This is a genomic window from Methanobrevibacter thaueri, from assembly GCF_003111625.1.
In the GTDB taxonomy this organism is placed as follows: Archaea; Methanobacteriota; Methanobacteria; order Methanobacteriales; family Methanobacteriaceae; genus Methanocatella; species Methanocatella thaueri.
Map to the genome: position 1 here is coordinate 82,418 of NZ_MZGS01000028.1, position 14,045 is coordinate 96,462.

12 protein-coding genes are annotated in these 14,045 nt (G+C 30.5%); 1 reads left to right on the plus strand and 11 read right to left on the minus strand.

Translation table 11 applies throughout. The features are described 5' to 3' along the window. The first annotated feature begins 375 nt into the window (after nt 1–375). Nucleotides 376–2,361, plus strand: a complete 1,986-nt coding sequence (locus tag MBBTH_RS09275) for an ABC transporter transmembrane domain-containing protein (RefSeq protein WP_083777622.1) — start codon at nt 376–378, stop codon at nt 2,359–2,361. 189 nt (nt 2,362–2,550) lie between these two features. On the opposite strand, the gene rhuM is transcribed toward MBBTH_RS09275, so the two are convergent. The 11 genes from rhuM to MBBTH_RS09325 form a co-directional block, all read right to left on the minus strand. After that, entirely contained in the window at nt 2,551–3,594 is a 1,044-nt protein-coding gene (gene rhuM / locus MBBTH_RS09285; protein WP_012955174.1) for a RhuM family protein, read from the minus strand. A gap of 496 nt (nt 3,595–4,090) precedes the next feature. Beyond that, the gene (locus tag MBBTH_RS09290; RefSeq protein ID WP_116592759.1) at nt 4,091–4,564 is read right to left on the minus strand and encodes a BTB/POZ domain-containing protein; all 474 of its coding nucleotides are present in this window, start codon (nt 4,562–4,564) and stop codon (nt 4,091–4,093) included. A gap of 95 nt (nt 4,565–4,659) precedes the next feature. Further along, nucleotides 4,660–6,636, minus strand: a complete 1,977-nt coding sequence (locus MBBTH_RS09295; RefSeq protein WP_116592760.1) for an AAA family ATPase — start codon at nt 6,634–6,636, stop codon at nt 4,660–4,662. A 25-nt stretch (nt 6,637–6,661) separates the two neighbouring features. After that, nucleotides 6,662–7,162 carry a hypothetical protein gene (locus tag MBBTH_RS09300; protein ID WP_116592761.1) on the minus strand — a complete coding sequence of 167 codons (501 nt, stop codon included), beginning with the start codon at nt 7,160–7,162 and terminating at the stop codon, nt 6,662–6,664. A gap of 33 nt (nt 7,163–7,195) precedes the next feature. After that, nucleotides 7,196–7,351: a hypothetical protein gene (locus MBBTH_RS10940; protein ID WP_165814063.1), complete on the minus strand. Its 156-nt coding sequence runs from the start codon at nt 7,349–7,351 to the stop codon at nt 7,196–7,198. 63 nt (nt 7,352–7,414) lie between these two features. Then, entirely contained in the window at nt 7,415–7,756 is a 342-nt protein-coding gene (locus MBBTH_RS09305) for a hypothetical protein (protein WP_116592762.1), read from the minus strand. Nucleotides 7,757–7,894: 138 nt separating this feature from the next. Continuing rightward, a complete protein-coding gene (locus MBBTH_RS09310; protein WP_116592763.1) occupies nt 7,895–8,236 on the minus strand; it encodes a hypothetical protein in 342 nt (113 codons plus the stop codon). Nucleotides 8,237–8,388: 152 nt separating this feature from the next. After that, on the minus strand, nt 8,389–8,547 hold the full coding sequence (locus MBBTH_RS10945) for a hypothetical protein (protein WP_165814064.1): 159 nt from the start codon (nt 8,545–8,547) through the stop codon (nt 8,389–8,391). Between the two features lie 674 nt (nt 8,548–9,221). After that, nucleotides 9,222–10,328 carry a tyrosine-type recombinase/integrase gene (locus MBBTH_RS09315; protein WP_116592764.1) on the minus strand — a complete coding sequence of 369 codons (1,107 nt, stop codon included), beginning with the start codon at nt 10,326–10,328 and terminating at the stop codon, nt 9,222–9,224. Nucleotides 10,329–10,437: 109 nt separating this feature from the next. Then, nucleotides 10,438–11,406: a hypothetical protein gene (locus MBBTH_RS09320; protein ID WP_116592765.1), complete on the minus strand. Its 969-nt coding sequence runs from the start codon at nt 11,404–11,406 to the stop codon at nt 10,438–10,440. A 56-nt stretch (nt 11,407–11,462) separates the two neighbouring features. Then, a complete protein-coding gene (locus tag MBBTH_RS09325; RefSeq protein ID WP_116592766.1) occupies nt 11,463–14,045 on the minus strand; it encodes a DISARM anti-phage system protein DrmE domain-containing protein in 2,583 nt (860 codons plus the stop codon).

The window sequence follows — 14,045 nt, forward strand, 5'->3', positions numbered from 1 at the left end:
GTAAAAGAGGTAAATGACCCAGCTATATTGACAGCCAACAAACATTGATTTGATTTCGCCAATAAAATTATTGTTTTGAAATTATAATATTGTTATCATTCTTAAATATTGTTTTATTTTATTTTAATCGTTTATTATTAAAATAAATAATTTTAAATAGTTTATAATTAATAATATCTATAAAAATATGATTAAATTTTTTATTTATTTTTTTTGATATATTTCTTAAAATAAATTAGTAATTGCTTAAATAAAATTAGTATAATTACTTAAATATGAATAGTATAATTACTTAATTGGTGGTATGTGGAATATATTAAAAGATATGTTTTGCATATAATGTAATATTTATAATTTTAAAACTAAATTATTATCATGAAAAAGTTTTTGAGTGTTGCATTAAAATTCCAATGGAAAACAATAGTGTTTATTTTCGCATTAATAATCATTCAGACATTCGTTCAAATGGAAATAATTGATTTGTTCGGTGCGGCTTTGACTGGAGTCAAAGAACAGAACGTTGATTTGCTTTTCAAATCAGGATTATATATGTTAATGTATACCGTCATTTCAATGATTGCCGTTTATGTCATCTCTTTTCTCACAACAAGAGTGGCTTCAAAATCAGCATATACTGTCCGTGAGAAAATATTCCATATTCTGATGAACTTGCCTCGTGAGGAAATTGATAAATTTAAAATTTCAGGGCTAGTTACAAGGTCAACCAGAGGTATGTCCTCCGAACAGGGATTTATAGTGATGATACTCGAACAGTTAATGCTTATTCCAGTTACATTCGTAGCAATTGTATATGAAATAGCATTGATTGATGGAACTTATGCATTATTTTTCTTAGGATTTATTGGTGTTCTTTCTGCAATCATAATTTTTAGAATGAAACAGATTGTGGAAATATTTTTCAGAGCTAAAAAGACATATGGTAAACTAAATTTATTATTCTTATCCAAAATCAATGATATAGCTGGCAGGATTCCATTTAACAAACAGGAGTATGAAGTCGAATTTGAAAAGGCATGTGAGAACTCCTATGATAAAAATGTCATCTATATTAAAAGTCAATGTTACCTCGGACCAATATTAATGTGGGGTTTATATGTTATTGTCCTGGTTACATTGGCAATGGTTAATTCAGGATACACCATTGGATTTGAAACTGATAGTGTAATTGATTCATTCATTATTCTGGTATATGTTGCCTACTTCATCACTACTCTAGCTAATATTCCTGCATTAATTGACAGATGGCCACGTGCATATGCCACTTCTGTGCGTTTGGAGGAAGTCTTGAATATTGAAGATAAAATCATAAAATCCAATACAAATGATAATCTGAAGGAAATAGAGATTGTTGAGGAGGATATTGCTCAAGAGGCTAAGGGCATATGGGATGAAAGAAAGGGTATCTCTGAAAAATTCACTGCATTGTTAAAAGAGGATAAGGCCAAAGTAAGAATATCAATGATTTTACTTACGATATCCACATTGTGCATGGTTTATGCCCCAAAAGTTGCCGGAAAAACAGTTGATTTATTGGCTTCCAATTGGAATTCAACTAATGACCCTGCTATCTACATTAGTCTTGCCCTGTTGCTGGTATTGTATTCAGTAGGATATCTGTTTAAATTACCTCCAAAGAGAATCATGGGGGCCACAGGTGAAAAAGTAGCATATGATTTAAGAGTGAAATTATTTGATAAGCTTGATGCTGTTGGTTCCGATTTCATTCAGGAAAATTCAAAGGGTCTTGTTCTATCCAGACTAAACAACGATGTGATGAACATCAGGGAGTTTGTTTCATCTAAATTTACTGAAATTTATGCGCAGATTCTATTTATAGTCTTTGTAATAGTGTTGATTGTGATGACAGACTTCAGGTTGAGCTTAATATACCTTGTGATATTGCCGGTTTATGCCGTTTGCTTTTATGTATGTGATGTCAAATCTAAAAACTATTACGATGGTCATCAAATGCAGTTGGGGAGATTGATGAGCTATTTTGAAAGAGGCCTGTCAAATCGTGATTCATTCCATGAAAAAGGGTTTAAAAAAATGAATCAAACTGTAATTGACTATTATGTCAAATCCAAAAACGTTACTAATTTTATGGTGCCTGTTACAACCCTTTTAACAAATATAAGTAAGATAACTGTTTATATTGCGGGGATTTACTTTTTAGCAGGTAATGAGATTCAGATAGGGACTCTATTGGCAGTTATTATGTATGGGCAATTATTAACAGATCCTATTAAAAAGCTAAGTTCCTCGATGGCCACTATTGAAACTTCATTTTCAAGCATCAAAAGGATATTTGCAATCATTGACTATAAAAACGATAAATAATTGAATTTCAATCATCTTGATGTCTGATGTAAGCTCAATTATTCTTGCAATTTGAATTGATGCTTTTTTTGAATAATTCTTTGAGGTTTCATAATCCGATTTGCCATTGATGATTGGTGTTGTTGTAAAAGAAGTCAATGAACTCAGTTATATTGATTTACAACAAAAATTATTTTAAACTAAATTATATTATTTTCCTTCTAGACGTTTAATATCTAAAATCATTTGATCAAAGTCAGAAATGAAGTTTTCATCTTGCACTACTCTGAATTTTTCATATTTTTCAAGCACATGTTCTCGTGCTTCTTCAGCAGATATCTTACCTTTGCCAACAAGAATTGGCAGCCTTCGAAGTTTAAGGTAGTCATCCAGCAGTTCTTTCCAATCTTTCATACCCATTGGGATTCTATCCTCTGCGCGTGATTCGGCTAAATTCAAAAAACCTTCTACTAAACTATTTAATCTTGATAATTCATTTTGATTCAAATAATTTTTGGATATGACCACGTCACTTTGTAGTATTTTTCCATTTGGTGCTTTTTTCCAGGTTGTCAAGCCCATATGAGGATTTTCAATATCGCTTCGTGTTTCTATGAGTTCTGCTGCAGTATGGTTGCTTATTGCAAATATCAGTTTGTTTTGTACTGTGGCAAAGAATTCTTTTGTTATGTCTGCATCTTTGTTATAATCAAAGCTTGTTGCATAAATGTCTGTGATTTTTTGATTGAATCTTCTCTCTGAAGCCCTTATTTCTCGTATGGTTTCTAATAATTCATCGAAATAGTCTTCTGTAAATCTTCCACCTTTTTTCAGAAGTTCTTTATCGATGACAAATCCTTTTATCATATATTCCTTTAATATTTTATTGGCCCAACGGCGGAACTGTGTTGCTTCTTTACTGTTTATTCTGTATCCTATTGATATGATTGCGTCAAGATTATACCATTTTTGGGGCCTACCTCGATTATTTGATTTTTTTAAGGATTTCTTAATAAAATTGGGATTGTCTTTAAAAAGGTCTTTAGAAGATATGCTTACTTCTTTTTCATCTAGCTCTCCTTCTTGGATTATATTTGAGAAATGCATTGAAATATTGGCTGATGTTGTTCCAAATATTTCTGCTATGACTTTTTGACTTGACCATAATGTTTCGTTTCCAATTATAAACTCAGCTTCTATATCGTTCTGTTCGCTTTTGTATAGTAACTTTTCAATAAGTTTGAATTCGGGCATACACTTCCTCCTTGGTTTAATTTAAAAATTTTTATAATTGGTTTTATATATGTTAATGATTATTATATCCAATTTTTGTTAGAGCATTTGATAAGTAATATTTGTTTAATATCTATTGCTAAAGTAGTAGATAATTCCGCTACTTTTCGCCCTTATCTGTTCGTATGTTGTAGAACAAATTTCACTAAAAGTAGTAGATAATTTCTATATTGTTATCTTGATGATAATGATGAATTATCCTGTAAAAACAAAGAAGGCAATGACGTTGGTTGTGATAACTGTCAGGAAAATATTCATTTAAACTGCGATAATTTCAATGCAAAAAAAGATTTCTGCTTAAAATTCTTTAGAGATAACATAAGTGAGTTAAAAGAATGTCAAGAAAAAACTGTATTTAATGACACTGACTTAAGCCGCAAATGGTCAAATTAGCTATAAAAGTAGCAACAAAGAGTTAATGTGGAAAAGTAGTATTCCACATAACACTTTAGATTTATTATTCGTCTTTATTTTCATTATATGCTTTTAATACTTCTTGCCAGGAGTTAGTGTTAACGTTAATGTCAGTTATGTAAACCCAGTCAAGAATATCTTCTAGTTCTTCGCTATTGATTCCTAATATTTCAATAGCTTTTTCTAATAGAGTTTCATCTGGAATTAAAGTTGGTTTAAAATCATTCCATAGGAATCTCCAGGCTTTATCTCTTTCTTCATTTTCTGCATTTTTCCTACTTTCTTCAGCATCGTAGTTTTGATTAATTAAAAACAATTCTACTTGCAATTTACCTATCTTTTCTGTGATTTCATTAACGTTTCCTATAGGGAATATTCCATCTGCATAACCGAAGTAATGCTTTAAACATTCTTCAACAAATCCAGATAGATTAGGTATATGTTTTTTTGCTTTTTCTAAAACTTCTTCTTCAATACTGATCTTTAAACTTTTCTTACTCATACTTTCAGCTTCCATTGGTAATACTCAATTCTCAAAAAGGTGTCAGGGGTCTTGAAATATTATGACCATATGGGCATTATGACCATATGACCATGATTTCAAAAGTTACCTTATAGAGATTTTTTCACATTTGAATATGCAATGTCAAAAATACCCTCACGATTAATGCCTTTCTCATGACATAACATGCCACACTCCATTTCCAAATGCCTCAATGATTCAGCAGATAATGGCATACCTTCAATAGCTATATTGCTTTTAATCATATTCTCCATATCAGATATAACATTTAATTCATCTTGTGAATGAATTCCATGTAATGCACCGGCTGTTGCTAATGTTAATCCTAAACCGCTTAATGCTTCTTTATAGATATCAATAGCTTCAATAGCATCTGTTATTGTAGCTTCTTGTCTGTATTCACATTTTGCTCTAGCTATTGTTAATCTCTCCAAAGCTTTCAAATCCCTTGGTGTGATTGGTTTTCCGTCACTTGTTTCCAAAGCGGTTTTTCTTGTATTGACATAAAATTCCCTAAGCAATATTTTTGCATCTTTGCTTAAAACGGGAAAGCAATTTGCCTTCATCCATGTGATATATTTCTTAAACAAATCAATATCTAGAATTTCAGATTCATCAAGAATGAAATCCTTATTAAGCAATGCATCTGCAAGTTTGGAATCCTTTTCTTTATCAACTTCATCTGTTAAGACAAATATCAAATCAAAACGGGATAGATTTGATTCAGGTATATCAAGTTGATCCCGATATAATTTGTAAGGGTCAAACTTACTGTACTTTGGATTTGCACCTGCAAGTATTGATGTTCTAGCTGACATGACTTGAACGAGCCCTGCTTTTGCTGAGCTAACACTTGACTGTTCCATAGGTTCGTTCAAACTCTTCTGTGCTGACGGTGAAAGCTTGTCATATTCATCAATACACAATACGCCGGTATCTGCAAGTACTGTTGCACCAGCTTCCATTGTCCATGTCCCTGTCAATTCATCTTTAACGGTCGATACTGTCAATCCCGCCTGTGATGTATTTGTTCCGGATATTGTAATGTTTTTAGGAGCACGCATTTTCATAGACTGTATCAATTGGGATTTACCTATTCCTGGATCTCCAATCAATAGCACATGAATTGTCCACCTGTCCATCATGCTGGATTTGAAGCTATCATTTAATGGTCTGTTGCCTTCAAATAATTGAAGAATCAAACCTTTCTTTATCATGTCATAACCGTAAACTTCAGGAGCTAAACTGTGCCATAACAATTCAAAAATATTATCCTGTTTAGATAGATTAATTATTTCTTTTACATCTTCTTCAGATATTCTTGAATCTTCAAAAACATCATCAACGGGAGTAATGTTATGAATATGGATAATAAATTCATGTCCATCACTTCTGCCTTTGACTTTACGTGGTTCGATTTTGAAAATACCCGTTACATTAACAACATCCCCTACTTTCAGGTTATGAAATGGTGATGCCAGATAATCCAGTACAATAGCTTTGAATTCTCTTGTGCTGCCACCACCTCTTAACTCTAAAGGTTCCTCCAGTTTCAGTAATCTGTAATTCCTGTAAATACTACTGTCTTTATCAAAAAACATTGATTTACTGGTTCCTGCACATTGATTGTTCTTACAGAATTTTGGAATCACTTCAGCCTGATTGGGATCGTTAATGTTAACCAGGTTTATTGTTCCACATTCTCTGCAGATGTAACATGCTTGTTTCAAATCAACTCTCACATCAGTTATGTTTTTAATCATGGCTCTGGTGCTTATCCATTTGTTATTGCTTGTGGCATCTAAATCATGGAGATTATCTCTTTCAGGCACATTCATGAATTTTAAGGCAACATTGCCAGTATTGAAAATTTCTTCCATCTGATCTATAAATTCATAAATCTGATGTTTCCAGAAATCTTTTCCTGACTGTTCAATTAGGAATTGATTTAGGCTTTCATAATCAATACTGACTTTACACTGTTTATTTTGAGATTTGAGCTTTTCAATCTCTTCGGAATGATTGTCCTTAATGTATTTTTTCAACAGTGCTTTACCGCTTGCCATTGTGAGTTTACTCCATTCAATATAGCTATTTCACTTGGACATCACGTACAATGAAACTGTAATAGACATAGCTTCCGGTTTTTTCCTTAACCTGAATAGTCATCTCACCTAATCTGTTAACGAATTCACGGTATTCAGCAAGGTTAACATTTCTGATGATATTGGATTTACCAACAGAACCTGCATTTTCCAATTCAAGAATACTGGTAATGAAGTCAAATAATACACTGCCTTTACGAATGTTTTTGTGGATGTCACCATCGTTTTTGAGGTTGACGTTGATTTCAATGTATAATTGGTCATCATCCTGGAAGATGTATAATTTGAATCTGTTCACGGTTTTTTCTTCACCATCATCATCAAAGGTGTATGAAGTTACAGAAGACATTTCTGGCCTGCCGGTTAAGAGTTTACCATCTTCAAAGTCTTTTAATTCTGCTTTTTCATATCCGTCTGGAATTTCTACAATTTCTTCATAATCAAGTTGTGTATCTGTGAATATAGTTTGTTTATCATTAAAACTCATTTTATCATCTCATTTAAAAATATTAAAGAGGATTTAGTTTGCATCCTCTTTTAAAAATTTTGATTGGCTTTGAATAGTTTTTTCAGCTGTCATTTCTTCAGCACTAACTTCTCCAGCACCTATCAGTTCAGCTATTGCACGGTTGGTTGCACGTGTCTTTGCAGTAGACATTATAGTGTGATCGCTCACTTTGTCTTTTCCTTTTTCACTGCGGGAACACAATGCATCTGATTCAACACTACGGCCATTAGGTTATGTTGCTCTAACGCAATAGTAAGCTTCACGTACTCTTCCCATTTTGGTCCTTTCAATGTCACGATCAACAATGTGAGTGTCAACATTGAATGCACGTGATAGCTTTTGCCATGCTGATTTTTTCTTAAAGTGTCTTTTCACTTTAACGTAGTTTCCGTTCTCATCTTTTTCTTTTACAATAATTTCCTGATAATCTGTTTCATTTAATAATCCTTTACAGAGTTTTTGATAAGCGTCCCATTGTTCAATAGCTACATCAACATTTGGAACATTATCGGTAGCTATTAATTCAGTTTCTTTAGAAACTTCTGGACTTTCTATAATTTCGGCTTTAACCATTTTATCACCTTTTATAATCCTACAGTACTTGTTATAATTCCAATCCAACCTATCACTAAAGCAAATAATATGCTGCCAATTAATATTAATCGTGGATTGAGGTTCATCGGTTCAGGTTTAGGATATAATCTAACTGGTTTAGACATTTTTGTTAGCTCCGTTATTTTTCCTAAATCCAACAATATATGCTTCGCCTCTTCTGAATTTTACAAATCCAATATCACCTTCAGCCGCATAGTGCATTAATGACAATAGCTTTGCATGAATTTGGGTAACATATGCTTTTTTCCTGCCTTTAACTAATACAGTACCGTTGTCATCAATATGGAGGATTGTTTGTTCTACATCACATTTGGCAACTTTAATTTCACCATTGTGAGTTAAAATGCCATGGTAATTATCTTGGAATTGATTAACGGTGGTTGTCATTTGATCATCTCCGTTAATGCAATGTTTTGAAAATGGGGAATAGCTATTCATACTATTCACCTGATTCAATTTTATTAAATAAATCCCACATTCTGTCCCATATGTTTTTTGGAACTATTACGTGAGGTTCTCCGTCAATGTCTTTCATTTCTATCATAATTAAGACTCCTGTTAATGTTTTAATGTTGTTCATCCGTCTGGTGTTAATCAAGTTTCATTATCTTGATTCTGTATGACTTGAAAAATTCCCTTTCACTTTGAATGTTTTCGTTTTCCTGAATTTCAGCAATACATTCTTCAAGTGCCCTGAAATTATTGAAAATTATTATTTCATTGGGCTTGGGTTTAATTACTTCACACATTATGTTTTGTCTCCTGATTTTTCCCTTGTGGGTGTATATTCAACAATCTAAAACTCAATGTGGGTCAGAAGTCTTTGAAATAAAAATAGTAGGTTGTTAAAAATAGTTTTCAATTATTTACCGGATATTTAGAGTAAAATAAGTCTTTTAATTTAAAATGTATAAATATTTATATATTCCTTAAAATAAACTAAATATTGGGTTAAGTTTTGAAAAGTATTAATTTTTAACATCGTTTGGCGACGTGTCTAATTATTTTTATTTTTCTTACTGACCCATTAGGATTATATTAAAAAATAATATAACTCGTTGTCCACGAAAAATTATTTTTGTATAATCCTTTATCATGATCTTTTTTTCTCATTGCTTTTTTTGATATTTTACCTCCAGATATTGATTTTCAAGCCGTACTAAAAAAAAGTTGTACGAGTGTGAAAAATTGTTCTCACTTCGTAAAATTGCTTTCAGTTAGTAATGGCTAATCATACTTTGTCAAAATGAATATATAAACATTACTATTCTTATTTTAATGAATAATATTCAGTAAAAAGAGTTATTTTATATTAAATTGTACACCCTAAAAAAATAATCATCGGTGTTTTGAAAATTGGTGTTTAGAAAAAAATAAGAAAAAATGTTGAAATGTATAATTTACATTTTCAACTTAATAATTTTTATTTGATATTCATTAAGACTTCCTTTTTAAGCTGTCTGATTTCTTCATCAATACCGTCCATTCGTTTTTTATACTCTGCATTTTCCTTTTCCATCTTAATAAACTCTGGAGATTTGACGGTAATCTTTTCAATCTCCTTGCTCATGGTAAGTGCAGGTAAATGCTGAATATATTCTTCTTTCAGATCATCAGGATTGGCCATAAAGTAAGCAGTATCAGTTTGGTTTTTAGCCTTTCCCTGCAATTCATTTACCTTTTCCATTGGCATGCCGTCATTGTACAATGCGCTTGCATGAAACTTTCTCAGCATGTGGCTGCGGAAACGGTTGTAGTTACCTACTTTACCTAAGTTTAATCTTTCATTTACAAGTGAAAAGCCATGTGTAAAATAATTAGGGTCTACCTTAAAAAGTCGACGGCGATCAAGTAAAGAGTCTATTCTCCACAGCAGGTAATTGTTTATTGCAAGAGTTGCTTCAGGACTGCAGAATGTGGTAAAATGTTTTCCTGTTTTTTGTCTTTTGATGTGAAATGTTGGAACTACACCTTCACAGTTACCCAAATCAGCAATTATATCAAAGATATTGGTTTCGTTTGTGTATTCACTCACTGCCTCAATATAATCTCCGATGGTCAGGTTTAGTGTTTCCATTCTGGCACAACCGCTGGACGCCATAAATAATATGATGGGTTTAATTGTTGGTGTAGCCACATCCACGGCCTTTCTGATGATTTCCTTATCAGGCAAGTCTTCAAATTGTATAGGTGCAGATGTGTTTGCAGCTTTTTTATTTATTGGGGGCAATTCGAAAAGTTCAATTTCATAATACCTGTAGATTACAAGTATAGGTGTGAACATTGCTTTTACAGTATTCAATGAAAAATTGTCAAGAAGGTATTGCCTGAAGGTCAACAGTCTTCTTTTTAATTTTCTGCGTTTCCATTTTATACCTGCATCTTCTTCTGCTTCAGCTTCTTCCAAGAGTTCAGTCAAACTCTTTCCACAAAATTCGGTATACTTTTTCACAGCGTGTTTGTAGATTCTCTCCGTTCTCTCGCTGTGGTTTTTCATAATATGTACTTCTTCAATTAACTCGTTGTCCATAATATCACTTTCTATTTTTTTAATATTATAGGATTTTAGTGAGAGCATTTGACAAGTAATATTTGTTCGTTAACTATAAAACAAATCTAACTAAAAAGTAGTAGATAATTCATTTACTTTTTAATTTTTTTTGTTCGTATCGTATCGAACAAATTTCACTAAAAGTAGTAGATAATTTGAAGTGCGTTATGCCAACAATATTTGTATTATCTGTCCAATTAGCGCCAACTGGAACTATTCTATAATTCTTATCTAATCTTTTATCAGATTCTTCTAAATCTAGATCTGATTTAAAGTCTTTGAAATCCCAATCATCAACATCAATAATAATTTTAACTTCCTTGCCCAAATTTTGTTTTAAATATTTTTGTAGCACTTCATTTTTTTTATAAGATAATTTAAATATAATTCTCATATCTCCTTGAGATTTAATTCCATTGACAACAATATTGCAAGGGATTTGACCTTGATTAAAAGGAGTATAATCATAAATGGCTTTATTGGCCATCCATTGTCTATCTTCATATGAGGATTTATTAGATTTTTGAATTAATTGCATACTCTGTTCTGAATCGATATAATCATCAGACCTTAAATTTCTTAATGAATCATATTCAATTTTTAGATCAATATCTTGATCCTGATTTTCATCAAATTTTTCTTTAAAATAATTTTTTAATTCATCACTATAATATTTTAATTGAATTGTTGGATATAAACTCCCCACAGCAGGAATACCATCCACATTCATATTAAATGTTATTTGAGATTCCTTAATCGGAAATATCCTTTCGAAAAAAATAGGACTAAGAGTCCATGACTGATTACTCCATGATGAAAAATTAGATTTTACTTGAACTGTTAAGTAATCTTCATCATCATAATAATATTCTTTAAAAAATTTAGAAAACAATTGAGACAATTTTGTTTTACCGGTACCGGAATTACCTGTAAATATAACAAACGATTTGACTTTTAAAGATAATAAAAAATTTTCAACAACATATTTATCAAATAAATATCCATTATCTATAAGATACTTATAAAACGAATTTTCCGAAAAATTTTCTGTTTTCATAATAACACCCATACAAGAATTAAACTATATTAAATTTTTACAATCATTATTTTAAGTCAATCTTCAGTTTTTTCAATGACCTCATATATTCCCTGTTTAACTTTATCATAAAATAATTGGCCAGTATAACCTAATTTAGTACTATCAATAGAATCTTTCCCATTGACAATAGTCTTAACAATAGCATTGACCCTTTTACCAGTTAATCTATGAATAGTCCTTATTTTTTCGATTTCTTGAAACATAAATCTGTAATTTTCCATAAGAATGTCATCCTCAATTAATTTACCTAATAAAAATAAATCATGGGGATTTTGAGGTCCAAGAACCTCTCCTTTTACCCACTTACTAGTAGCAGGAATGGTTTTTTCACCACCAACTTCATTAAATTTTTTATTAAAAGAAGTGTAATTTAAATTATTAACTATAAAGAAATTCATAACCTTATTTTTCCAGTACTCAATTGAATTTTTATCTACAGCCAGGTCTAAATCATAAATCTCAATAATAACATCTAATAATCGTTTTTTATCATCACCCTCAACAAATATTAGAAAATTCCCTTCTTTGATTAATTTTGGGGCCCCCTCCAAAAATTCACTTTTATCATTTAAATAGTTATAAGATTTGTTAACTGGCAATTTTTTATAAATTACACTACCTGTTTCAACATTTTTTAATTTGAATTTAATAGTTTTAACTCCGGAATTTTCTTCTGCTTCCAGTGATTCCCTATTATCTTTTTCGATTTCTTTTTCAATTTTTTCAGAAACTTCAAAATCTTCATTAAATTTAGAAGATTTGAAAATATCTTTTATCATAAGAGAAATATAATCCTCCTCAAATGATTCGTCATTGAGTTCCTTGTCAATATCTGTTGGAATTTCAAAGTTTTTATCAATAGACTCTATAAAACCAGTATCATCATCATGCCCCAAAAATTCATACATTTCTTTAAAACTTTCGATTCTGAACCTATCATCTGCTTTATTTATATATTCAATAGATTCTATTTGTTTAGAAATTTTTTCATAGCAATATCCTTCATATGACACTATAAGAATAGTATCATAGGGCATGAATAATTCGGAAAAATATTTTAATGGAACTGCGCCTGGCAACAAAAGATTATAATCCTCTTTATTAACTAACAATGATTTATGTAACCAATGAATATTTTTAACAATAACGCCTGAAATATTAAATTTAATCAATTTTTCATTAAGTAACGCGACTTCACCGGAATTATAACAACAGATTATTACATCTTTATCATTGCCAAAATATTTTTTTTTATTTTTTGCAATATCCAATATTTTATATTCTTTACCTATCCTATTAAATGAGTTTTTTTCACCATAATGTCTGGATTTGCCTAATTCAAAAATAATGCTCATTAGACAATCAATAAAATCATTCAATAAGCTTTGAGTTGAAGGGTCATTTTCTTTATATAGATTTTTCTTAAATATGTCTAAAAAATGAACTAAACGTAGATGTTTACAATCCCCATTATCAGCACAATATTTAACTTTATATCCCAATGGACTTACAGATAGATCTAAAAAAGAGTAAAATAATTTTTGTGAAACCCTAAACAATCGCTTATTGACAACATTATTCCCATCAATGTTTCTTAGTATGCTTTTACCATATCCGTAAAGTGACTGAAAGTTACCTAAACTCAATAATGGTTTAACAATAGATACATTGCATTTATTATCAACTGAATGAGAATTGAATAAAATTTTTGAATCCAAATTATAATTTGGTATAACTTGTTTTCTTTTAGGAAAATCCTCCAAATTAGAGTAATATTCTTGAGATTTAGATAGTAAGTTTGAATCTAATAATAGATTTTTATTAAAAGGTATTAAAAATGAATTTGTTTTATTTTTAACAAGATTAATGAATTTAGAATTAGGATTAGAAAAATGAAACAAAAATTTAATTTCACTATCCAAATATTTTGATATCCATTTCAAAAAACGCTCAGCAGTATATTTTGAGTTTACATATAAATCAACATTTTCAAAAATTACCAATCCTAAGTCAATTGAAGAATCACTTAATGTGGATAGTTTTGAATCAATTTGAACTTCGGATATCTCTTCGATTATATTTAAATTATCCTCAGTGAATAATAATATTTTAGGCTCATTCATTTCCAATCTATCAATTAAATTCTGTTTTTCTATGGCAATTTTCTTTTTACCAGCGGATTTTGGAAATTTAATATCCGTCTTTAGAACTCCTTTACGTATAGCACCTATAATATTTGTATAAAAAACAAAACTTCCTGCATAATGGTATAACATACAATAATTTAAATTATGAAATTCTTTTACATTTCTATTTTTAAACCCTCTATGGTGAGATGTGAAAATTAAAACACTTTTCTTTTGATTTTTTGCGAATATATGTGCTAAAATAGGTATCGGTTTAAGAACATTATCTGGAAAAGATAAAATTAAATTTTTTTCAGTGATTAAATTTGAAAACAAATCTAAAAAAATATTTGTTGTAGGGCTTAAATTATCTCCTAATGGAATCTTATAATCCGGTTTATCTTTATCTTCTCGAGTGGAATTATAATTATAAGCTCCTAAGTTTGATACAAAACTTTTCCAATTTTTCAT